Source organism: Dietzia sp. NPDC055343 (assembly GCF_053645265.1).
Genome location: NZ_JBSHMJ010000019.1, coordinates 25,795 through 47,233 on the forward strand (window position 1 = coordinate 25,795; position 21,439 = coordinate 47,233).

Consider the following 21,439-nt stretch of genomic DNA (forward strand, 5'->3'; position numbering starts at 1 on the left):
CGGAAGGTGTCCCATGACCGCCGAGCCCACCCGCACCGTCATCGTCGCCGGTGCACGCACTCCGTTCGGTCGCCTGCAGGGCGGCCTGTCCTCCCTGTCCGCGGCCGAACTCGGCGGCATCGCGATCAACGCCGCCCTCGAGCGTGGCGGCGTCTCCGGTGAGGCCGTCGACCAGGTGATCATGGGGCAGGTGCTCTCCGCCGGAAACGGCCAGATGCCCGCGCGCCAGGCCTCGCTCGCCGCCGGACTCCCGAAGAGCATCGACGCGCTGAGCATCAACAAGATGTGCCTGTCCGGCCTGACGGCGATCGCGTTGGCCGACCAGGCCATCCGGTCCGGCTACTCCGAGGTGGTCGTCGCGGGTGGTCAGGAGTCGATGTCGCAAGCGCCGCACCTCCTGCCCAAGAGCCGGAACGGTTACAAGTACGGCTCGGTAGAGGTCCTCGACCACATGGCGTACGACGGGCTGCACGACGTCCCGACCGACCAGCCTATGGGGGCCCTCACCGAGGCCCGGAATGTCGAGCTGGAGATCACGCGTGAGCACCAGGACGAGTTCGCCGCGATCTCGCACCAGCGCGCCGCCGCCGCCTGGGCCGAGGGACGCTTCGCGGACGAGGTCGTCCCGGTGACCATCAAGGGGCGTAAGGGCGACACGGTCGTGGAGACGGACGAGGGCGTCCGGGCGGATTCCACCGCCGAGTCGATGTCGAAGCTCCGTCCCGCATTCGCCAAGGACGGCACCATCACCGCCGGTTCGTCGTCCCAGATCTCCGACGGCGCGTCGGCTGTGATCGTCACCTCCGCCGCCCGCGCCGAGGCGGAGGGCTGGCCGGTCCTGGCCGAGATCGTCGGCTACGGCACGGTCGCCGGGCCCGACTCGACCCTCCAGCACCAGCCCGCCGACGCGGTGCTGGACGCGTGCGAGCGCGCCGGTGTTGCGGTGTCGGACATCGATCTGTTCGAGTTCAACGAGGCCTTCGCCTCGGTGGGACTGCACTCGACCCGCATGCTGGACCTGGACGCGGACAAGGTGAACGTCAACGGTGGCGCCATCGCCCTCGGCCACCCGATCGGCGTGTCCGGTAACCGCGTCGTCCTCACCCTCGCCATGGAGCTCGCCCGCCGGGGCGGGGGTCTCGGAGCCGCGGCACTCTGCGGCGGCGGCGGCCAGGGAGACGCGCTCCTGATCCGGGTGCCCGCGGCCGGCTGACACCCTGAAGGCGGCGGCGTGGCAGGATCGGAGCCGTGACCAGACCAGGTAACCGTCCCCCGTCCGCCGCCGAGCAGAAGCTCGCGGCGTCGCTTGCCGGCGCCGTCGACCTCTCTGGGCTGAAGAGTCGCGCCGAGGCCCAGCGGGGCGCGGCCGCCGCCGGCCGTGCCCCAGGGCAGCCGGGCGGGGGCGGCGCCGACGGGGCCGGGGCGTCACGGGTGGAGGTGGACGAGGCGACCTTCGAGCAGGAGGTCCTCGTCCGCTCCACCCAGGTCCCGGTCATCATCGAGCTGGTCTCGCAGCGCGCGCCCACGGCGCTGACGGCGCTGCTGGCGGCCCTGGCGGATGAGGCGAACGGGGCCTGGGTCCATGCGACCGTGGACGTGGATGTGGCCCCCGGGATCGCCCAGGCGTTGCAGGCTCGTGCGGTGCCGTCGGTGTTCGCCATCGCGGGCGGCCGTCCGATCGCCGACTTCGAGGGGGAACAGCCCGAGGAGGCGCTCCGCCAGTGGCTCGACGCCGTTCTGCGTGCCACGGAGGGCAAACTGAGCGGACCGGTGCCGGACGCCGATGATCCCGAGGCGGAGGATGAGACGGACCCCGAGCTGGACGCGGCCGAAGAGGCGCTGTCCGAGGGGGACCTGGTCACGGCCGAGGAGCGGTTCTCGGCGCTGGTCGAGGCACGACCCGCGGACCACACGATCGTCGAGGCGCTGAGGTACGTCCAGGCCGGCAGGCGCGTGTCGGAGGAGACGGACACCGCGGAGGGGTCGGTTCCCGCCGCACTGCGGTCGGCGGACCTCATGCTGGTCGCGGCGGAGTACGACTCGGCGTTCTCGGTTCTGACAGATGCGATCAAGGTGCACTTCGGAGATGAGCGCCAGATCCTCCGGACCCGGCTGCTCGAGATCCTCGAGGCACTACCCGCGGACGACCCCCGGGTGCTCGTCGCCCGGCGGGAACTCGCGAGCGCCCTGTACTGACCGAGCCCGGAGCGGTGACCGCCGCCGGGAACCGCCACGCCCCCGAAATCTGGCGTGGTGCGCCCGGGGTCGTGCCGCGATCTAGCCGCTGTGGCGCAGCCACACCGTGGCCCGGGGCCCCACCGCCACGGTCGCCGAGTACGGACGCCCGTGGTGCCCCTGCTCGTACGAGCGCACCCCGCCCAGGTTCCCCACACCGGAGCCCTCGTAGAGCTCGGCGTCGGTGTTGAGGATCTCCTCCCACATACCGGCGGAGGGGAGCCCGATGCGGTAGTCGCGTAGCGGGCTTCCCGAGAAGTTCACGATGCAGGCCAGGGTGTTGCCGGCGTGATCGGTGCGTAGGAACGACAACGTGCTGTTGTCGGCGTCGTTGGCGTCGATCCAGGAGAATCCGGCCGGCTCGTCGTCGAGCACCCACAACCCCGGGTTGTCGGCGTATCCGGCGTTGAGATCGCGTACGCACGCGAGGATGCCGCGGTGGAACTCGCCCTCCCAGCCGTCCAGGTCATCCCAGACGACACCGCGGTCGGCGTCCCATTCGGTGGTCTGGCCGAACTCGAGGCCCTGGAACAGGAGTTTCTTTCCGGGGTGAGCCCACATGTAGGCGTACAGCCCGCGGATACCGGCGGCACGGTCCCATGCGGCACCCGGCATCCGCTCCCACATCGAGCCCTTTCCGTGGACCACCTCGTCGTGGCTCAGCGGCAGGACGAATCGTTCGCTCCAGGCGTACATCATCGAGAAGGTGATCTCGCCGTGGTGGTGCGTCCGGTAGAGGGGGTCCAGCGCCAGGTAGCGCAGGGTGTCGTTCATCCAGCCCATGTTCCACTTCATGGAGAAGCCGAGCCCGCCGGTCCCGGTGGGGGCGGTGACGCCTCCCCACGAGGTCGATTCCTCCGCGATGGTGAGGACCCCGGGATGTGCACGGTGCAGGGTCGCATTGACCTCCTGCAGCAGAGCGATCGCCTCGAGGTTCTCCCGGCCACCGTGCAGATTGGGCTCCCACTGGCCTTCGTCGCGCGAGTAGTCCAGGTAGAGCATCGAGGCGACGGCATCCACGCGCAGCCCGTCGACATGGAACTCCTCGGCCCAGAACAGGGCGTTGGCGACGAGGAAGTTCCGAACCTCGTGTCGGCCGAAGTCGAACACGTACGTGCCCCAGTCCGGTTGCTCGCCCCTCCGTGGATCCGGGTGTTCGTACAGTGGGGTGCCGTCGAAGCGGCCGAGTGACCACTCGTCCTTGGGGAAGTGAGCGGGAACCCAGTCCACCAGCACGCCTATCCCACGCGAGTGGAGGTGGTCGATGACGTAGCGCAGGTCGTCCGGCGATCCGAACCGGCTGGTGGGTGCGTAGTAGGACGACACCTGATAGCCCCACGAGCCACCGAACGGGTGCTCGGCGACGGGCATCAGCTCCACGTGTGTGAAGCCGGTCTCCGCCACGTGGTCGGCCAACTGGTGTGCGAACTCCCTGTAGCCGAGTCCGGGACGCCATGAACCGATGTGCACCTCGAGCACGGCCATCGGCGACCGCGAGTGGTCGCGGGTCGCGCGGGCGGCGATCCACTCGGCGTCGTTCCATTCGTACTCGGAGGTGAACACCCTGGAGGCCGTGGCCGGGGGCACCTCGGTCGCGGAGGCCATCGGATCGGCGTGGTCGACGGTTCCCCCGTCGGCGCCCCGCACGCAGTACTTGTAGTGGGCGCCGTCCCGGACGCCGGGGACGAACAGTTCCCACACCCCGGATGAGCCGATCGACCGCATGGGCAACGCGACGGGATTCCACGCACAGAAGTCGCCCACCACGCTCACACCGCGCGCATTGGGTGCCCACACCGCGAACGAGGTTCCCGTGACGGCCCCGCCGGGGGTGTCGTAGGTGCGGACGTGCGCGCCCAGGACGGTCCACAGCCGCTCGTGCCTGCCCTCACCGATCAGGTGTAGGTCCACGTCGCCGAGCGTCGGCAGGAACCGGTACGCGTCGGCGACGATCCGACTGTGGCCGTCCGGGTACGACACCCGGTAGCGATAGTCGGGGAGGTCGGCATCCGGAAGCGATGCTCCGAACATCCCGTGTCCGAGCGGGGACATGGGCACAGTGCGGCCGTCGACGAGGATCTCCACCGCCACCGCTCCGGGCTGCATCGTGCGGATGACGCTACCGCTGCCGTCCCGGTGCGCGCCGAACACGGAGTGCGGATCGTGATGGGTGCCCGAGCGGAGTCGAGCTAAGGCCTCGTCGGGGAACGGGGCCGGCGCGGGAGTGCCTGCTCCGGCGGCCATGTCGGGCTGAGAGGGTTGCGTCTCGTGGTGCTGTGCCATCGGTGTGCCTCTAATCCACGATGTGCGTGCGGTAGGACAACTCGACCCTACGTGCCGGGTCGCAGGGCGGGACCACGACGATGTGGGCGACCGCCGACCAGGGCTCGAGCCGGACGAAGTTGCTAGATCCCCAGTGGAACTCGGATCCGGTGACCTCGTCGCGGACGCTGAAGCGCGCGTCGGCCGGGTAGCCCATCGCCTCCATGTCGAGCGTCAGCGTGCCCTCCTGCGCGCCCTGCGAGTCGAGGGAGACCACCGTGAGGACGCAGTCCCCGGTGGCCGGGTCCAGCTTGGAGTAGGCGACCATCTGATCGTTGTCCACGGCGTGGAAGCGGAGGGTCCGCAACTGCTGTAGAGCCGGATGGTCGCGGCGGATGCGGTTGAGTGTCCGGATCCATGGCGCGAGCGACTGGCCGGCGTTCTCGGCAGCGGCGAAGTCCCGGGGCCGGAGCTCGTACTTCTCGGAGTCCATGTACTCCTCGCTGCCCGCGGCGACGGGCTGCCACTCATAGAGTTCGAAGCCGGAGTAGACACCCCACGCGGGGGAGAGGGTGGCCGCGAGTGCCGCCCGGATGGCGAACATCGCCGGGCCGCCCCGCTGCAGGGATTCGTGGAGGATGTCCGGGGTGTTGGTGAACATGTTGGGGCGCGCCTCGTCGACATGCTCGAGAAGCTGTTCGCAGAACTCCACGAGCTCGGCCTTGGTGGTCTTCCAGGTGAAGTAGGTGTACGACTGCGAGAAGCCGCGCCGGGCCAGGCCGAAGAGGCGGGCCGGCCGGGTGAAGGCCTCGGACAGGAACAGCACGTCCGGCTCGGTCCGCTTGACCTCGCTGATGAGCCGGTGCCAGAAGTCGCCCGGCTTGGTGTGGGGGTTGTCCACGCGGAAGATGCGGACCCCGAGTGCGGTCCAGTGACGGACGACCCGCAGGACCTCGGCGAAGATGCCCTCGGGATCGAGGTCGAAGTTGATCGGGTAGATGTCCTGGTACTTCTTAGGTGGGTTCTCGGCGTAGGCGATGTGTCCGTCCGGCAGGACCGTGAACCACTCCGGGTGGGCCTGCGCCCACGGATGGTCGGGCGCGCACTGCAGCGCCAGGTCGAGGGCTATCTCGACCCCGCGTTCAGCCGAGTACTCGACGAGGTCACGGAAGTCGTCGATCGTGCCGAGGTCGGGAAGGACGCGATCGTGACCCCCCTCGGAGGAGCCGATCGCCCACGGGGAACCGACATCGTCAGCCTCCGGGGTGAGCGTGTTGTTGCGGCCCTTCCGGTTGACCCTCCCGATCGGATGTATCGGGGGCAGGTACGCCACATCGAAGCCGAGGTCGGCGGCGTGGTCGATGGCCGAACGCGAGGTGCGGAACGTCCCGTGCACGGGACGACCATCCGAGTCGCGACCGCCGGTCGACCGGGGGAAGAACTCGTACCACGAACTGAACTGGGCCGCGCGCCGGTCGACCCACACGCGATGGGTCCGCCCGACCGTGACGAGCTCGCGGACCGGGTCGGTGGCCAGGGCTTCTGCGACCGGCCCGGAGAGAGCGGTCGCGGTGCGGGCGCCCGCGTCTCCGCGGCCCCGCAGATCGGCCGCAGCGCGGGTCAGTAGTCCGGAGTGGTCGGAACGGCCGGCTGCCGTGGCGCGCCCGATCGCGGTGTCGAGGACGCGGGCGCCGACTTCCAGCTCGTTGCCGAGCTCGTCCGCGTCCTGCCCGGCCGCCATCTTCTTGACGATGCCGCTGCGCCAGGTGGCGAAGGGATCGGACCACGCCTCGACGCGGAACGACCACATCCCGGGCGAGTCGGTCAGCAGGAGTGCGTGCATGGTGTCGGGCTCGGTACCGGGCACCATCGTGGTGCGGGTGGCGGCACCGCCCGGACGACGGACGACCACCGTGGCCGACAGCGCGTCGTGGCCCTCGCGCCACACCACGGCCGAGATCGGCAGCACCTCGCCCACAACGGACTTGGAGGGGAACCTCCCGCATGCGACGAGGGGGAGGACCTCGTCGATGGCCAGACGGTCGTTCACGTCGGTGCTCCTCTCGGCTGCTGAACCGCCATGGCGGGCGGCGTTACCCCCTCGACGCTAGCGAAGGCGGGGCGTTCCGGGAGCCGGGTCACCTCCGGTTCATCTGTCGGGGCCGTGTTCCTCGCCACCCCGCTCCCCGATACGGGGTTAGATGGGCGCCGTGAGCACCGTGATCGACATCGACCCAGACCTCGTCCTCGACCTCAGGGACGTCTCGCTACGCCGCGACGGCACGAACCTCGTCGGGCCACTGACCTGGCAGGTGGAGTTGGACGAACGATGGGTGGTGCTGGGGCCCAATGGTGCGGGCAAGACGTCGCTGCTCAAGATCGCCGCCGCGCTCGAGTACCCGAGCACCGGGACCGCCGTGATCCTCGGCGAGCAGCTCGGCCGGACCGAGGTGACCGAGCTCCGTAGCCGCCTGGGGCTGTCCTCGGTCGCGGTCGCCGGCCGCATCCCGGGTGACGAGGTAGTGCAGGATCTGGTGGTCTCCGCCGGTTACGCGGTCCTGGGCCGGTGGCGTGAGCAGTACGACCGTCAGGATTTCGACCGTGCCGCGGACACCCTCGAGTCGATCGGCGCGGAGCACCTCGCGGAGCGGACCTGGGGCACCCTGTCGGAGGGTGAGCGCAAGCGGGTGCTCATCGCCCGCGCGCTGATGACCGACCCGGAACTGCTGCTCCTGGACGAGCCGGGCGCGGGGCTGGACCTGGGCGGCCGCGAGGATCTCGTCGCGCGGCTCGGGGACATGGCGATGGATCCGGACGCGCCCGCGACGGTCCTGGTGACCCATCACGTCGAGGAGATCCCCCCGGGCTTCACCCACGCGATGTTGCTGTCGGAGGGCGAGGTCACGGCGATGGGGCTGATCGACGACGTGATCACCTCGGAGAATCTCAGCCGGGCCTTCTCCCAGTCGATCGTCGTGGACGAGATCGACGGCCGTTATTTCGCGCGCCGCTCCCGCCGTGCCGGCCGGCATCGACGGGCATGACGACCCCGCCCGCGCCGTTCGACCCCGCGGCCGTCCCGATCCGTGAGGCCGCGACGGTCGCCCTGATCAGAGATTCGAGGGTCGGGGGCGGAGTGGAGGTATTCCTGCAGCATCGCGTGCCCACGATGCAGTTCGCCGCGGGTATGTCGGTGTTCCCCGGCGGCGGTGTGGAGCCGCGGGACTACCGCGGTACCCGCGCGTGGCGCGGCCCGGAGGCGCGGTGGTGGGCGAGCCGCTTCGCCATCGGCGAGGAGCGCGCGGCCGCCGCGGTGCGGGGTGTCGCGCGGGAACTGTTCGAGGAGACGGGGGTCCTGCTCGCCGAGCCCGAAACCGAACCCGAGCCCACACCGTCCGATCAGCCGGGCCACGCCGAGCGTCGCGCGCTCGACGCCGGCGAGGGGGACCTGGACGGTCTGCTGGCGCAGCACGGGCTGGTCCTGTCGGCGCATCTGTTGCGCCCGTGGGACCGGTGGACCACGCCGCTCGGCCCACCGCGCCGTTACGACACGCTGTTCTTCGTGGCGGCCCTGCCCGAGGGCGCCGAGCCGGACGCGGTCACGAGCGAGGCGCGGGCCGCCGAGTGGATCCGGGCGGAGGACGCGGCACTGGCGGGCACCCTGGGCCACCTGGGAATGCTCCGTCCGACGCTGCACGTGGTCTCGGACCTGGCCACGGCAGCGAATGTGGCCGAGGTCCTGGAGTGGGCGCGGACGATCGCGCCGGGCGGGAACTAGAGTGCGCTCGTGACCCCGGAGGATCTGGATTTTCTGCGCACCGACGCCGGACGGGCCCTGCTCGACCTCGCCGCCGGGCTCGACTTCTCCCGCGCTCACACGGTCGCCTCGACGGCGGCCGTCCGGCGCGCGGATCCCGAGCACGCGGCCGCGGCGATCGACGTGGTGACCGCGCGGTCGCGCGCCGTCGGCCGCATCCGGGGCGCGGAAAGGATGCTGCTCACTGACGAGGCGGTCCAACAGGCCACCGCCTGGCCCGTGGCGGCGCTGCGTGCGCGCCGCCTCGCCGGTCGCGACGTCCACGACGTGACCTGTTCGGTCGGGGCCGAGCTCGCGGAGTTGGTGCGTACCGCCGGGCGGGTGGTGGGCTCGGATCTGGATCCGGTGCGTGCGCGGATGGCCGCACACAACGTGCCGGACGCGCTGGTCTGTGTGGCCGACGCACTGTGCCCGCCGACGCGGGATGCCGTGGTGGTGGCGGACCCCGCGCGTCGGTCGGGCGGGCGGCGGATCCACGACCCGGCGCAGCTCAGCCCTTCGCTGCCGGCGCTGTTGGTGGCCGTCGCCGAGCGTGATCACGTGATCAAGTGCGCGCCCGGCCTCGACGTCTCGACGCTGGGGCACCGCGGAGCGGTGGAGGTGGTGTCGCTGGACGGGTCCGTGCGCGAGGCGTGTCTGTGGTCGCCGGGTCTGTCCGGCGGGGTGGGCCGTAGGGCCACGGTGGTGCGCACGTCGCCGGTCGACGCGCCGGGTCCGTGGGGTGCGCCGTGGATGAACGCGGACGGGGTCGCGGTCCACGTGGAGGAGGTGACCGATGGGGACGACGACGACGTCGACGCCTCCGGGGAACCGGACCGGTTCATCGTGGATCCGGACGGGGCCGTGGTCCGGGCGGGGCTGGTGCGGCACTGGGCCCGCCGACACGGGCTCCGGCAGTTGGACGCCCGGATCGCGCATCTGACCGGTCCGCGGATCCCGGGCGGGTACTCGGGCTTCGAGGTTCTCGACCGCTGCCGACTCGACCGCAAGGAGCTGCGCCGCGTCCTGCGCGAACGGGACTGCGGGTCGCTGGAGATCCTCGTCCGGGGAGTCGACGTGGACCCCGACACGCTGCGCCGCTCGCTCGCGCTGAAGGGGTCCCGGCCGCTGGCGCTCGTGGTGACACGCATCGAGCGGTCGGCGGTGGTCTTCGTGTGCGGACCGCGCACCCGCGCCGCGGACTAGTCGAAGACGTAGACCGCGCCGAGCCCGGTGGTCAGCATGATGCGGCCGTCGGAATCGATGCTCAGCCCGGACACCGGGCCGCCGGCCGCCGGCACCTCGATGCGGTGCAGGGTCTCGCCGCTGCCACCGTCGAGGAGATGCACGGCGATTCCGGGCACGCCGTCGGCCCCGTCGGTGCGCACCGCGACCAGCACCCTGCCGTCCTCGGTCGCCGCCGGGTTGGTCAGCTGCTGCAGATCGTCGCGCCGCCAGAGTTCCCGGCCGGAGCCGTCTTCCCCGTGGATGGCCACGACGGGTGACGGGCCGGCGTCGTCGTCGTGGTCGTCGTCGGTTCCCTTCCACATCGTCGTCGTGCGGCCTCCGGTGACCAGGGTCCCGTCCGGCAGCAGGGCCGGGGGCAGGTCCGGGCGGTAACCCACCGGTACCGACCACAACCGCGAGCCGTCGACGGCGGAGTAGGCGGCGAGGTCACCGTCGCGCGAGTGCACGTAGACCTCGCTCCGATCGTTCGACAGCACCGTCGGCACACCGAGGCGGCCGTCCGTCAGCGGCGCGCGCCAGAGCACCTCGAGGGCGCCGTCGACCGCGGCGGAGTCATCCGCGTTGTAGCGGAAGGCCACCAGTTCCGGTTCGTCGGCGGCGGGGGTCCACACGGTGACGTACGCGGTGGCCGACGAGGTGTCCACGGCGGCAGGGCCCGGCACGGGGCAGCCGCGTTCGCCGATGCCGCACCACGGCAGTCCGTAGCCGCGATCATCGGTGCCGATCCGGCCCGCCAACCGCAGGTCGGGCGAGGCGTCCAGTCCCGTGTGTGCGTTGACGACCTTCGTGGCCCCCTGATGGGTGATCACCAGCAGGTGACGGTTGTCCAGCAACGTCACGGTGGTCGGCGTACCCCGGGTGGGCAGGAACCAGCGGTTCTCACCCTCCGACGCGACCGCGCCCACCCCGCCGAACATGGGCACGAACAACGACCCGCGGCCGTCGACGGTCGCCGTGATCCGCGGCCCGTCGGTGGGCAACCGCGTGCACCACCGCTTGCGGCCGTCGTCGGCGGAGAGGGAGAACAGATTACAGCCGCGCTCGGAGATCGTGGCCTGGAACGACGAGCCGATGCCGTCGGAGGAGGCGACGCCGATCGCCGGGGCGCCCAACGTGCGGGACCACAGCAACTCCGGGGCCTGCGACACGGAGGCGTGGGCCCGGCCCGAGTTGGGCGGGCCGCCTGTCACCGACGACCAGCTGGCGGCCTGCGGCAGGCGCGCATCGCCGCTCTCGGTGTGGGAGGTGCAGCCGGCGAGAAACGCCACCGCGAGAGCGGCGACGCCCAGTGCCCGCGCGACGCGCGGTGTCGTTGCCGGTCCCACAGATCCCCCCTCGTCCGCACTCCCGTGGTGAGAGTCACCGAATGAGACTAGTCGGCACCCCGGCACCCGCTGTGACGGACGCTCCGACGGAGGTGCCGACCGCGGGGGGAATCGGCGCGATCGGACCGCAGCCGGGCGGGCCCGCCATTACGGTGGCCGACATCACGACCGTCCCGACGAGAGGCTAACCACCCGCGATGACTGCTGATTCCGGACTTGATACCGCTCTGAGCCCGCTGGGTTTCCTCGAGAAGGCGGCCAGGGTGGTGCCCCACGCGATCGCGGTGGTGGACGGCCCCCGGCGCCAGACGTACGCCGAGTTCGCGGAACGGGCCACACGGATGGCCTCGTTGTTGAAGATGCGCGGCGTCGCGCGGGGCGACCGGGTCGGTGTGCTCGCGCCGAACTCGGCGGAGGCGCTGCTGGCGCAGTTCGGTGTCCCGCTCGCCGGTGGCGCGGTGGTCGCGCTCAACACCCGGCTCGCGCCCGCGGAGATCGCCTACATCGTCGACCACGCGGGCATCGAGGTCCTGATCGCCGACGCCGAACTGCTCGCGGGGCTCGGGGACGAGGTGCCCGAGCAGTTGCGCCTCATCCTCATCGCGCCCGACGCCGACGGTACCCAGCCCGACCCGGCCCGCTTCGGGCCCGTGGCCGAGGCGCTCGAGGAGGCGTTGGAGCTGGCCTCGCCGCGGGCCGTGCCCTGGACCGTCGACGACGAGGACTCGGTCATCGCCGTCAACTACACGTCCGGGACCACGGGCCGCCCCAAGGGCGTCATGTACACCCACCGCGGTGCCTACCTCAACGCACTGGGCGAGATCGTCACCCAGAAGCTCGACGCCGAGTCGCGCTACCTGTGGACACTGCCGATGTTCCACTGCAACGGGTGGTGCACCACGTGGGCGCTCACGGGCGCGCTCGGCACCCATGTGTGCCTGCGGGCGGTCCGCGGCGAGGACATCTGGCGGCTGTTCGACTCCGAGGGCGTCAACAGGCTCGCCGGCGCCCCGGCGGTGCTGTCCACGATCGCCGACGACCCGGCGGCCCGGCCCGTGGAGGGCATCAGCATGGTGACCGCCGGCGCCCCGCCGTCACCGACCATCCTGCGGCGGTTCGAGGACCTGCGTATCGACGTGACGCAGGTCTACGGCCTCACCGAGACCTACGGGCCGTTCACGGTGTGCACCCCCCAGCCCGACTGGGCTGACCTCGAGCCGGATGCGCGGGCTGCGCTCAAGTCCCGCCAGGGCGTGGCGATGATCCACGCCGACACCGTGCGCGTGGTCGAACGGACCTCCCCGGGTGAGACGACCCTGGTCGACGTGCCCGCGGACGGAGTCACGATGGGCGAGGTGGTCATGACCGGCAACGGCGTCATGAAGGGGTATTTCCAGGACCCCGACGCCACCGCCACCGCGTTCGCCGGCGGATGGTTCCACTCCGGGGACCTCGGCGTGATGCACCCGGACGGCTACGTCCAGCTCCTCGACCGGGCCAAGGACGTCGTGGTCTCTGGCGGCGAGAACATCTCGACGATCGAGGTCGAACAGGCGATCGCCTCACACCCGGACGTCGTGGATTGTGCGGTCGTCTCGATGCCCGACGAGAAGTGGGGGGAGCGGCCCAAGGCGTACGTCGTGGTGCGGCCCGGTTCCGAGCTCGACGAGGCGGGTCTGATCGAGCACTGCCGGACCAGGATCGCGCGGTACAAGGTGCCCGGGGCGGTGGAGCTCACCGAGGCGTTGCCGCGGACCTCGACGGGCAAGGTCCGAAAGAACGAACTGCGAGACGCCGCCTGGTCGGGCTGGGAGAAGCGCATCAACTGACGGCCCCGACACACCCTCTGCGGGCAGGGTGACGTTATTCTGTGTCGCAGGACCATAATCCGGTGTATTCCGCCGCACCTGACGGACCACACCCAGCCCCGACTCGCAGGAGGTCGACGCAGGCCCATGACGAACATCGTCGTACTGATCAAGCAGGTTCCCGATACGTACTCCGAGCGCAAGCTCTCCGATGGGGACTTCACCCTGGACCGCGAGGCCGCCGACGCGGTTCTGGACGAGATCAACGAGAAGGCCGTCGAGCAGGCTCTCCAGATCAAGGAGGCCGACGGTGGCGAGGTCACCGTCCTGTGTGCCGGTCCGGACCGCGCCACCGAGGCGATCCGCAAGGCGCTGTCGATGGGTGCCGACAAGGCCGTCCACCTCAACGACGAGGCGCTGCACGGCTCCGACGTCGTCCAGACCTCGTGGGCTCTCGCCAACGTCCTGGGCACCATCGAGGGCACCGAACTGGTGGTCTGCGGTAACGAGGCCACCGACGGCCGTATGGGCGCGCTCCCGGCCATCCTCGCCGAGTACCTCGGACTGCCGCACCTGACCCACATGCGGACCCTCGAGGTCTCCGGTGGCGTCGCCAAGGGCGAGCGCGAGACCGATGAGGGCGTCTTCGAGGTCGAGGCACAGCTGCCCTGCGTCGTGTCCGTCGGCGAGAAGATCAACGAGCCGCGCTTCCCGTCGTTCAAGGGGATCATGGCGGCCAAGAAGAAGCCGGTCGAGACCCTGACCCTGGCCGACACCAACGTCGAGGCCGGGCAGGTCGGCAAAGACAACGCCGCCTCCACCGTTACCGCTTCGACCCCCAAGCCGCCGCGCACCGCGGGCGAGAAGGTCACCGACGAGGGCGAGGGCGGCAACGACGTCGCCAAGTACCTCGTCGCGCAGAAGCTCATCTGACCCGAGCTCAACCGACCGACTCATCCCAGACTTTTCAAGGAGAATCCACCATGGCTGAAGTCCTCGTCGCGGTCGAGCATGTCGACGGCGAACTCAAGAAGGTCACCCTCGAGCTGCTGACCGCCGCCCGCGCGCTCGGCGAGCCGTCCGCTGTCGTGTTCGGTGAGTCCGGCTCCGCTGCCGCTCTCACCGACGCCCTCAAGGAGGCCGGCGCGGAGAAGATCTACGTCGCCGAGGGCGATGCGGTCCAGAACTTCCTCGTCACCCCGAAGGTCGACGTCCTGGCCGGTCTGGCCGAACAGGGCGCCGCCGCAGTGCTGCTCGCCGCCACGTTCGAGGGCAAGGAGGTCGCCGGACGACTGGCGGCCCGTACCGGCTCCGGCATCCTCGGCGACGTCGTCGAGATCCGTGAGGACGGCTCCGCCGTCCACTCGATCTTCGGTGGCGCGTACACCGTCGAGGCGACCGTCTCCGGCGACACCCCCGTCTACACCGTGCGCCCGGGCTCCGTCGAGGCCACCCCGGCCGCCGGGGCCGGCGAGGTCGTCGAGGTCCAGGTCCCGGAGCCCGAGAACGCCGCCAAGGTGATCTCGAGCAACCCGATCGTCGGCGGCGACCGCCCCGAGCTCACCGAGGCCACCGTCGTGGTCGCCGGTGGCCGTGGCGTCGGTTCGGCAGAGAAGTTCGAAGAGGTCGTCGAGCCGCTCGCCGATTCTCTCAAGGGTGCCGTCGGCGCGTCGCGTGCCGCGGTCGACTCGGGCTACTACCCGGGCCAGTTCCAGGTCGGTCAGACCGGTAAGACGGTCTCGCCGCAGCTGTACATCGCCCTGGGCATCTCCGGCGCCATCCAGCACCGCGCCGGTATGCAGACCTCCAAGACGATCGTCGCCGTCAACAAGGACGAAGAGGCCCCGATCTTCGAGATCGCGGACTACGGCATCGTGGGCGACCTGTTCAACGTCGCCCCGCAGCTCACCGAGGCCATCAACGCCCGCAAGTGAGCCGCGTCTGAGCACTGACGCTCCGGCGTCGACGTGCTCCCACTGAACCCCGACACCCCTGCGGTGCCGGGGTTCAGTGCGTTCGGGCGTATCCTTGCCTGCGATATGCGCACCACCCGTCCCGTCCACTATCTGGACCACGCCGCGACCACCCCGATGCGACCGGCGGCCGTCGCCGCCTACACCGAGGCCGCCTCGACCGTGGGCAACGCCTCGTCGCTCCACGGTTCCGGTCGGCGCGCGCGACGGCGCGTCGAGGAAGCCCGGGAACTGCTTGCGCACCACCTGGGTTGCCGACCCTCTGAGGTGGTGTTCACCTCCGGCGGGACCGAGGCCGACAACCTGGCCGTCATCGGTCTGGCGACAGCCTCGTCCGGTGACGTGGTGGCCGTCGGCGCCGCCGAGCACCACTCGGTCCTCGATGCCGCGGAACACCTGACCACCGGGCGCGGCGGGCGCAAAGACGTCCGTGTCCTGCCCGTCGACTCGCGCGGTGTGGTGCTGGCGGGGACCGTGCGCGACCTCGCGGGCGAGGTCGGGCCCCGGCTCGCACTGGTCGCGACGATGCTGGCCAACAACGAGATCGGCAGCATCACCGACGTGGCGGCGGTCGCCGGGCCCGCGCGCGCCGTGGGCGCGTCGGTCCACACCGACGCGGTGCAGGCGGTCGGACACGTTCCCGTGGACTTCGAGGCGCTCGGAGTGACCTCGATGAGTCTGTCCGCGCACAAGTTCGGCGGCCCGCTGGGCGTCGGCGCACTGTTGCTCGACCGCGGCGCGGAGATCGAGCCCATCGGATTCGGCGGGGGACAGGAACGGGACCTGCGTTCCGGCTCCGTCGATGTGCCCGGGGTCGTGGCCATGGCGGCGGCGCTCGACGAGGCGGCCCGGGAGATGGAATCCGAGGCCCGGCGACTGTCCGGCCTACGTGACCGGCTCATGGAGGGCGTCCGCGCCACCGTCCCCGGGGTCATCGCCAACGGCGGGGAAGACCGACTCCCGGGGATCGCGAATCTCACCTTCCCCGGATGCTCCGGGGAGTCGCTGATCCTGCTGCTGGATGCCGCCGGGATCGAGTGCTCGACGGGCTCGGCCTGCACGGCCGGTGTCGCCGAGCCCAGTCACGTCCTGCTGGCCGCCGGGGCCGACGAGGCGGCAGCGCGCAGCAGCCTACGGCTGAGCTTGGGATACACCACCACGGAGGCTGACGTGGACGCCACGATCGCCGCCCTCGGGCCGGCGGCCGAGCGGGCCCGCGTCGCCGGACTCGGGCTGTCCCGCGCAGGGGCGGGGGCGTCATGAGGGTTCTCGCCGCGATGAGCGGCGGAGTGGACTCCGCGGTGGCGGCCGCGAGAGCGGTCGCCGCCGGACACGACGTGGTGGGCGTGCACCTGGCGCTCAGCGCCGACCCGGCCACCCTGCGGACCGGTTCCCGCGGCTGCTGTTCCCGGGAGGACGCCGGTGACGCCCGACGCGTAGCCGACCTGCTGGGCATCCCGTTCTACGTCTGGGACTTCGCCGAGCGATTCCGCGCGGACGTGATCGACGACTTCGTCGACTCCTACGCCCGAGGGGAGACCCCCAACCCGTGCCTGCGCTGCAACGAGCGCATCAAGTTCGAAGCCCTGCTGGAGCGGGGAATGGCGCTGGGCTTCGACGCGGTAGCCACCGGCCACTACGCGCGGCTCTCGCACGAGGAACTCGCGGACGGTTCGACCCGGCCGGTCCTGCGTCGCGCGATCGACGAGGCGAAGGACCAGTCCTACGTTCTGGGCGTCCTCACGCCACGACAGCTGGCCCACTCGATGTTCCCCCTCGGGGACACCCACAAGTCCGAGATCCGGGCGGAGGCGGACGCGGCCGGCCTGCCGGTGGCGTCCAAGCCGGACAGTCACGACATCTGCTTCATCCCCTCCGGGGACACGCAGGCCTTCCTCGGCGCCCACATCGGACTGCGGCCGGGCGCCGTGGTGGACGCGGACTCCGGCGATGAACTCGGCCGGCACGACGGCGTCCACGGCTTCACCATCGGCCAGCGCAAGGGACTCGGACTGCCGGGCCCCGCGCCGGACGGACGCCCCCGGTACGTGACGGCGATCGACGCGGACAGCGGGACCGTCACCGTCGGCGGAGCCGATCATCTGCTCTCGGCAGCGATGACCGCCACCTCGCCGTACTGGTTGGTCGACGACGATATCCGGGAGACCGACTGTCGGATCCAGATCCGGGCACACGGTGAGGCGACCCCGGGCCACGTCCGGCGCGTCGGCGAAGGTCCGGACGCCCGCCTCGAGATCACCCTCGACGAGCCGGTGCGTGGCGTGGCGCCCGGCCAGGCCGCCGTGCTCTACCGCCCCGAGCCGGAGGGCGACCGCGTCCTGGGTAGCGGGACGATCTCGGTCGCGCGCCCGGCGGCGGGGGCTCCGTGAGCACGGTGGCCCCGGTGGCCCCGGCCCACACCGGCCCCGGCCCGATGCCGGGCAGCGACCCCCGGGAAGCCGCCCGGATCGTGATGGGCGAATGTCCCGGCCTGCCCTTCCTGCCCGAGTTGCCCGGGCGCGGGCCGGGCGCCGACCTGGCCGGCCGCTCACTCGCGATGCTGGCGGACCTGCCGGTCGACATCTCGCCGCGTGGCTGGCGGCTGGCGCAGTCACGGGGACGGCTGGCGCGCGTCGCCGCGGACCTGGTGGATCGTGACGGCGACGCCCTCGAGGAAGCCGACGAGCTGGCCCGCGACCCTGAATCCGAGCCCCTTGCCGCAGAACGGCGGCTCCAGGTCCGGGTGGTGGGTCCCTGGACGCTCGCGGCGGGCCTCGAGTTACCGGGCGGTCTACCGGTGTTGACCGACCGCGGGGCGAGGCGGGACCTGGCGGCCTCGCTCGCGGAGGGCTCCGCGGCGTGGGCGGCTCGGCTCGCGGGACGGATGCGCGCGGGGGCCCGAATCGTGCTGGACGAACCGATGCTCTGGCGGGTCGCGGCAGGGACGGTTCCCGCCCCGAGCCACTTCGATCCGATTCCGCCCGTGCCCGTCGAGCAACTCGCGCTGGCGTTGTGTCGATTCGCGGACGCGCTGAGGGCCGCCGGGGCGGACGAGGTCCTGTTGCGGGTACCCACCACGTCCGGGCCCGAGGCGCCGGCCCTGTTCACCGCCTTCGCCGAGACACCTCGCGGCGAGACCCCGCTCGACGGTCTGTGTCTCGATGCTGCGCCCCTCTATGCGGCGCGTTCACACGACGCCCTCGACGCGGCGGGGACGGTGCTCGGCGACGGACGCATCCTGCAACTGGAGGGCGCCGCGGGAGTCGGTCGGCCGATCGCCGACCGGGCCGCGGCCGAACAGGCGGCGAACGCTCTTCTCGGTCTGCTCGACCGACTGGCCGCGCCCCGGTACGAGAGCCTGGCGAGGCTCGTGCTCACACCGACCGAAGGCCAGGTGGCCCGGGATTCGAGCGCCACCACCCGTGCCCTGGCCGGCGTCCGTCAGATGGCCGAGATCGCTCCGCACATCGCCGAGTAGCGTCCGAGGGCGGGCACGGCCGCGATATCAGACCGCGGCCAGCGGCCATGCGATGTTGACTCCCGAGGCGTCCTTGCCGGTTCGCTCGAGGTAGGCGGCGAAGTCCCGCTGCCGTTCCTCGTGCCATCGGGCCTGCTGCTCGTTGACCTCTCGCCAGTCCGTACCGGCGAGATCCGGGAGTGCGCCGAGCAGTTTCCACGCGAGCCTTGCTGCGGCCAGCGCGTCGGCGGACGCCTCATGCGCGTTCTCCAGGCGTACACCGTGGATCTCGCAGACCGCTTCCAGCGTGCGCTTGCCCTTGCGATACGGGTCGGTCGCCCGGTCCACCACGAACGGGTCGAGGACAGGCCCGAGGATCTCGAAGGTGGGGTCCCAGCGGCGCAGGATGGTCAGATCGAAACACGCGTTGAAGGCCACCAGGGTCCGGCCCTCGCGCCAGCCGCGGCGGATGCCGGCCACCGTCTCGGCGATCACGTCGGCATGCAGGCGGCCGTTTGCCCGCGCGTGTTCGGTGGTGATCCCGTGGACCGCCGTGGCACCCTCGGGAATCTCCACACCCGGGTCCGCGAGCCAGGTGCGTTCGTGTTTACGGGCACCGTCGATGGCCAGTAATGCCGACGTGACCACATGTGCTGTCCGGGGGTCGGGACCGGTGGTCTCGAGGTCGAACGCCAGCAGACGGGTGCGGTCGATGGTGCCGGGGGCCTGGATATCGTTTGTCATGGTCATACCGTAGGGCAGCACTCCGACAATCCGGTTGCGGGCGGGACTAACCTGTCCACGTGAGCGAACCCGTCGATATCAGTGAGCCCGCCGGCACCGGGGACATCCCGCCCGAGGTGCGGCATTCGTGGAACGAGCTTGCAGAAACCGTCCGCGATCATCAGTTCCGGTACTACGTCAAGGACGCGCCGATCGTCTCCGATGCGGAGTTCGACAAGCTGTTCGTGCGACTGCAGGAGCTCGAGGAGCGCCACCCGGGACTGCGGGGTGCGGACTCGCCCACGCAGCTCGTCGGTGGTGGCTTCTCCACGGACTTCGCACCGGTCGAGCACCTCGAGCGGATGACGAGTCTGGACAACGTGTTCTCCGAGGACGAGCTCCGTGACTGGATCGCCTCCGCAGTTGAGCAGGCCAACGTCGCCGAGGACGCGTTGCCGTTCCTCTGCGAGGTCAAGATCGACGGCGTCGCGCTGGACCTCGTCTACCGCGAGGGCAAGCTCGTCAGCGCCGCCACCAGAGGGGACGGCCGCACCGGCGAGGACGTAACGCTCAACGCGCGGACGATCGACGACATCCCGGTGGCCCTGACCGCGACTCAGGACCGGCCGGTGCCCGCCCTGCTCGAGGTCAGGGGGGAGGTGTTCTTCCGCCTGGAGGACTTCTCCGACCTCAATGCCGGGCTCGTCGCGGAGGGCAAGGCCCCGTTCGCCAACCCCCGGAACAGCGCAGCGGGATCGCTGCGGCAGAAGAACCCGGCGATCACGGCCCGGCGCCGCCTCCGGATGTACTGCCACGGGCTGGGCGCGGTGGAGGGCGCGACCTTCGACAGCCTTCACGATGTCTATCTCGCCCTCGCCGACTGGGGACTGCCCGTCTCGCCCTACACCGCGCCGGCCACCGGAACAGATGCCGTCCTCGAGCGGGTCCGGTACTGGGGAGAGCACCGCGGCGATCCAGAGCACGAGATCGACGGACTCGTGGTGAAGATCGACGACAGGGCGGTCCAGCGGCGCCTCGGCCAGACCTCACGTGCGCCGAGATGGGCGATCGCGTTCAAGTACCCGCCGGAAGAGGTCATGACCCGACTGCTCGACATCCGGGTCTCGGTGGGGCGGACCGGGCGCGTGACCCCGTTCGCGTACATGGAGCCGGTGCTCGTCGCCGGGTCGACGGTGTCGCTGGCCACTCTGCACAACCAGACCGAGGTGATCCGGAAGGGCGTCCTCATCGGGGACACGGTGGTCATACGCAAGGCGGGCGACGTGATTCCGGAGGTGCTGGGGCCCGTCGTGGATCGACGGGACGGGAGTGAGCGCGAGTTCGTCTTCCCCGAACGGTGCCCCGAATGCGATACCGTGCTGGCGCCGGCCAGGGAAGGCGATGCCGACTGGAGGTGTCCTAACCAGCGATCTTGTCCTGCGCAATTGCGCGAGCGACTGTTCTACCTGGCCTCCCGCAACGCCCTGGACATCGAAGCGCTCGGGTACGAGGGTGCATCGGATCTTCTCTCCAGTGGGGTGCTGGAGAACGAGGCCACACTCTTCGACCTCACCGAGGCGGACCTGCTCCGGACTGATCTCTACACCCGTACCGACAAGGCAACCAAGAAGCAGATCGAGGGTGGTGCCGAACCCCAACGGACAGTCCTCACCGAGAACGGCCGCAAGTTGCTGGCCAACCTCGCCACCGCCAAGCAGCGCCCACTGTGGCGCGTGCTTGTCGCGTTGTCGATCCGGCACGTCGGCCCGACCGCGGCCAGGGCGCTCGCGACGCGTTTCGGCACCATGGAGGCCATCCGCGCGGCGAGCCAGGAGGAGTTGGCGGAGACGGACGGGGTAGGCGGCACCATCGCCACATCGGTGGTCGAGTGGTTCGACGTCGACTGGCACAGGGAGATCGTCGACCGGTGGGCGGCAGCCGGGGTCTCGATGGCGGACGAACGGGACGAGTCGATCCCGCGCACGCTGGAGGGGCTGACGATCGTCGCGACCGGATCGCTCGAGGGCTTCACCCGGGACGGGATCAAGGAGGCGATCATCTCCCGCGGAGGCAAGGCGTCGGGCTCGGTGTCCAGGAAGACCGACTATGTGGTGGTGGGGGACAACCCCGGATCGAAGGCCGCAAAGGCAGAGGAACTCGGACTGACGATCCTCGACGAGGCCGGGTTCGTCGAGCTTCTCGCAAGCGGCCCCGCCCCCGACGGCGCCGCGGAGGATTCGGCCGGGTGACGCCGGCGACGCCCCTGCTCCAGTTTCCCTGGCCGCTCGTGTTCGGGGCCGCGGTTGGTCTGGTGTTCGCGGTCGGCATCAGTTTCTGGAGTCTCCGGAGCAGGGGAGCGCCGGGCATCGTCGCGCTCGTAGCCACAGCACTGACGGGTGCGTCGGCCGGTGCGTTCCTTACGCTGCTGTGGCTCTGGATGGTCCCTATGTCCAGACCCGCGGCCTGCCTCTATTCGTGCGCGGAGATGCAGTTCCTGTCGAACGAGCAGTTCCGGCAGATGATGATCATGATCGATCTGGCGTGGATCCTGCCGGTGGCAGCCCTGTTTTTCGCGGCGATCGCCGCCTGGGCGAGGAAACTGGGCTGACAGT

The 21,439-nt window shown here is 70.7% G+C and carries 17 protein-coding genes; 13 read left to right on the plus strand and 4 right to left on the minus strand.

Annotated elements, in window-relative coordinates:
* The first annotated feature begins 13 nt into the window (after nucleotides 1–13).
* Both ACWIE7_RS10690 and ACWIE7_RS10695 read left to right on the plus strand, forming a co-directional pair.
* Nucleotides 14–1,213 (plus strand): acetyl-CoA C-acetyltransferase, encoded by a 1,200-nt coding sequence (locus ACWIE7_RS10690; protein ID WP_230928683.1) that lies wholly within the window; start codon nucleotides 14–16, stop codon nucleotides 1,211–1,213.
* A gap of 35 nt (nucleotides 1,214–1,248) precedes the next feature.
* On the plus strand, nucleotides 1,249–2,196 hold the full coding sequence (locus ACWIE7_RS10695) for a tetratricopeptide repeat protein (protein WP_454058643.1): 948 nt from the start codon (nucleotides 1,249–1,251) through the stop codon (nucleotides 2,194–2,196).
* 81 nt (nucleotides 2,197–2,277) lie between these two features.
* Here the strand turns inward: ACWIE7_RS10695 and glgB are convergent, their stop codons facing one another.
* On the minus strand, nucleotides 2,278–4,479 hold the full coding sequence (gene glgB / locus ACWIE7_RS10700; protein WP_454058657.1) for a 1,4-alpha-glucan branching protein GlgB: 2,202 nt from the start codon (nucleotides 4,477–4,479) through the stop codon (nucleotides 2,278–2,280).
* Nucleotides 4,480–4,528: 49 nt separating this feature from the next.
* Nucleotides 4,529–6,547 carry a maltotransferase domain-containing protein gene (locus ACWIE7_RS10705; RefSeq protein ID WP_454058644.1) on the minus strand — a complete coding sequence of 673 codons (2,019 nt, stop codon included), beginning with the start codon at nucleotides 6,545–6,547 and terminating at the stop codon, nucleotides 4,529–4,531.
* A 151-nt stretch (nucleotides 6,548–6,698) separates the two neighbouring features.
* Here ACWIE7_RS10705 and ACWIE7_RS10710 point away from each other — a divergent pair, with 151 nt between their 5' ends.
* Genes ACWIE7_RS10710 through ACWIE7_RS10720 form a run of 3 tightly spaced genes read left to right on the plus strand, consistent with a single transcriptional unit; the run spans nucleotide 6,699 to nucleotide 9,499 of the window.
* Complete coding sequence (locus ACWIE7_RS10710) at nucleotides 6,699–7,541, plus strand: ABC transporter ATP-binding protein (RefSeq protein ID WP_344993195.1); 843 nt, start codon at nucleotides 6,699–6,701, stop codon at nucleotides 7,539–7,541.
* The gene (locus tag ACWIE7_RS10715) at nucleotides 7,538–8,275 is read left to right on the plus strand and encodes an NUDIX hydrolase (RefSeq protein WP_454058645.1); all 738 of its coding nucleotides are present in this window, start codon (nucleotides 7,538–7,540) and stop codon (nucleotides 8,273–8,275) included. Before ACWIE7_RS10710 ends, ACWIE7_RS10715 begins: the two co-directional genes overlap by 4 nt.
* Nucleotides 8,276–8,284: 9 nt before the next feature.
* Nucleotides 8,285–9,499: a THUMP-like domain-containing protein gene (locus ACWIE7_RS10720; protein WP_452099967.1), complete on the plus strand. Its 1,215-nt coding sequence runs from the start codon at nucleotides 8,285–8,287 to the stop codon at nucleotides 9,497–9,499.
* Here the strand turns inward: ACWIE7_RS10720 and ACWIE7_RS10725 are convergent.
* Entirely contained in the window at nucleotides 9,496–10,866 is a 1,371-nt protein-coding gene (locus ACWIE7_RS10725) for an outer membrane protein assembly factor BamB family protein (protein WP_452099966.1), read from the minus strand. The genes ACWIE7_RS10720 and ACWIE7_RS10725 overlap by 4 nt on opposite strands.
* Before the next feature lie 197 nt (nucleotides 10,867–11,063).
* On the opposite strand from ACWIE7_RS10725, the gene ACWIE7_RS10730 reads away from it, so the two are divergent.
* The 6 genes from ACWIE7_RS10730 (at nucleotide 11,064) to ACWIE7_RS10755 (ending at nucleotide 18,125) form a co-directional block, all read left to right on the plus strand.
* The gene (locus ACWIE7_RS10730; protein WP_454058646.1) at nucleotides 11,064–12,695 is read left to right on the plus strand and encodes an AMP-binding protein; all 1,632 of its coding nucleotides are present in this window, start codon (nucleotides 11,064–11,066) and stop codon (nucleotides 12,693–12,695) included.
* A 126-nt stretch (nucleotides 12,696–12,821) separates the two neighbouring features.
* Nucleotides 12,822–13,607 (plus strand): electron transfer flavoprotein subunit beta/FixA family protein, encoded by a 786-nt coding sequence (locus ACWIE7_RS10735; RefSeq protein ID WP_230928691.1) that lies wholly within the window; start codon nucleotides 12,822–12,824, stop codon nucleotides 13,605–13,607.
* A gap of 50 nt (nucleotides 13,608–13,657) precedes the next feature.
* On the plus strand, nucleotides 13,658–14,608 hold the full coding sequence (locus ACWIE7_RS10740; RefSeq protein ID WP_230928692.1) for an electron transfer flavoprotein subunit alpha/FixB family protein: 951 nt from the start codon (nucleotides 13,658–13,660) through the stop codon (nucleotides 14,606–14,608).
* A gap of 105 nt (nucleotides 14,609–14,713) precedes the next feature.
* Nucleotides 14,714–15,910: a cysteine desulfurase family protein gene (locus ACWIE7_RS10745; RefSeq protein ID WP_454069243.1), complete on the plus strand. Its 1,197-nt coding sequence runs from the start codon at nucleotides 14,714–14,716 to the stop codon at nucleotides 15,908–15,910.
* A complete protein-coding gene (gene mnmA / locus ACWIE7_RS10750; protein ID WP_452099963.1) occupies nucleotides 15,907–17,037 on the plus strand; it encodes a tRNA 2-thiouridine(34) synthase MnmA in 1,131 nt (376 codons plus the stop codon). Before ACWIE7_RS10745 ends, mnmA begins: the two co-directional genes overlap by 4 nt.
* Nucleotides 17,034–18,125 (plus strand): cobalamin-independent methionine synthase, encoded by a 1,092-nt coding sequence (locus tag ACWIE7_RS10755; protein WP_452099962.1) that lies wholly within the window; start codon nucleotides 17,034–17,036, stop codon nucleotides 18,123–18,125. The genes mnmA and ACWIE7_RS10755 overlap by 4 nt, the downstream gene beginning before the upstream one ends.
* Before the next feature lie 27 nt (nucleotides 18,126–18,152).
* Here ACWIE7_RS10755 and ACWIE7_RS10760 read toward each other — a convergent pair whose 3' ends face one another.
* Nucleotides 18,153–18,848: an exonuclease domain-containing protein gene (locus tag ACWIE7_RS10760; RefSeq protein ID WP_452099961.1), complete on the minus strand. Its 696-nt coding sequence runs from the start codon at nucleotides 18,846–18,848 to the stop codon at nucleotides 18,153–18,155.
* A 59-nt stretch (nucleotides 18,849–18,907) separates the two neighbouring features.
* On the opposite strand from ACWIE7_RS10760, the gene ligA reads away from it, so the two are divergent.
* Together ligA and ACWIE7_RS10770 are read left to right on the plus strand one after the other, a co-directional pair.
* Complete coding sequence (gene ligA, locus ACWIE7_RS10765) at nucleotides 18,908–21,076, plus strand: NAD-dependent DNA ligase LigA (RefSeq protein ID WP_452099960.1); 2,169 nt, start codon at nucleotides 18,908–18,910, stop codon at nucleotides 21,074–21,076.
* Nucleotides 21,073–21,435: a hypothetical protein gene (locus ACWIE7_RS10770; RefSeq protein ID WP_452099959.1), complete on the plus strand. Its 363-nt coding sequence runs from the start codon at nucleotides 21,073–21,075 to the stop codon at nucleotides 21,433–21,435. The genes ligA and ACWIE7_RS10770 overlap by 4 nt, the downstream gene beginning before the upstream one ends.
* The last annotated feature ends 4 nt before the right edge of the window (nucleotides 21,436–21,439 follow it).

Coding starts and splice junctions, on each gene's coding strand:
- ACWIE7_RS10710 (WP_344993195.1), top strand. CDS start 6,699: ATGGGCGCCGTGAGCACCGTGATCGACATCGACCCAGACCTCGTCCTC.
- ACWIE7_RS10730 (WP_454058646.1), top strand. CDS start 11,064: ATGACTGCTGATTCCGGACTTGATACCGCTCTGAGCCCGCTGGGTTTC.
- ACWIE7_RS10715 (WP_454058645.1), top strand. CDS start 7,538: ATGACGACCCCGCCCGCGCCGTTCGACCCCGCGGCCGTCCCGATCCGT.
- ACWIE7_RS10735 (WP_230928691.1), top strand. CDS start 12,822: ATGACGAACATCGTCGTACTGATCAAGCAGGTTCCCGATACGTACTCC.
- ACWIE7_RS10690 (WP_230928683.1), top strand. CDS start 14: ATGACCGCCGAGCCCACCCGCACCGTCATCGTCGCCGGTGCACGCACT.
- glgB (WP_454058657.1), bottom strand. CDS start 4,479: ATGGCCGCCGGAGCAGGCACTCCCGCGCCGGCCCCGTTCCCCGACGAG.
- ACWIE7_RS10760 (WP_452099961.1), bottom strand. CDS start 18,848: ATGACAAACGATATCCAGGCCCCCGGCACCATCGACCGCACCCGTCTG.
- mnmA (WP_452099963.1), top strand. CDS start 15,907: ATGAGGGTTCTCGCCGCGATGAGCGGCGGAGTGGACTCCGCGGTGGCG.
- ACWIE7_RS10740 (WP_230928692.1), top strand. CDS start 13,658: ATGGCTGAAGTCCTCGTCGCGGTCGAGCATGTCGACGGCGAACTCAAG.
- ACWIE7_RS10745 (WP_454069243.1), top strand. CDS start 14,714: ATGCGCACCACCCGTCCCGTCCACTATCTGGACCACGCCGCGACCACC.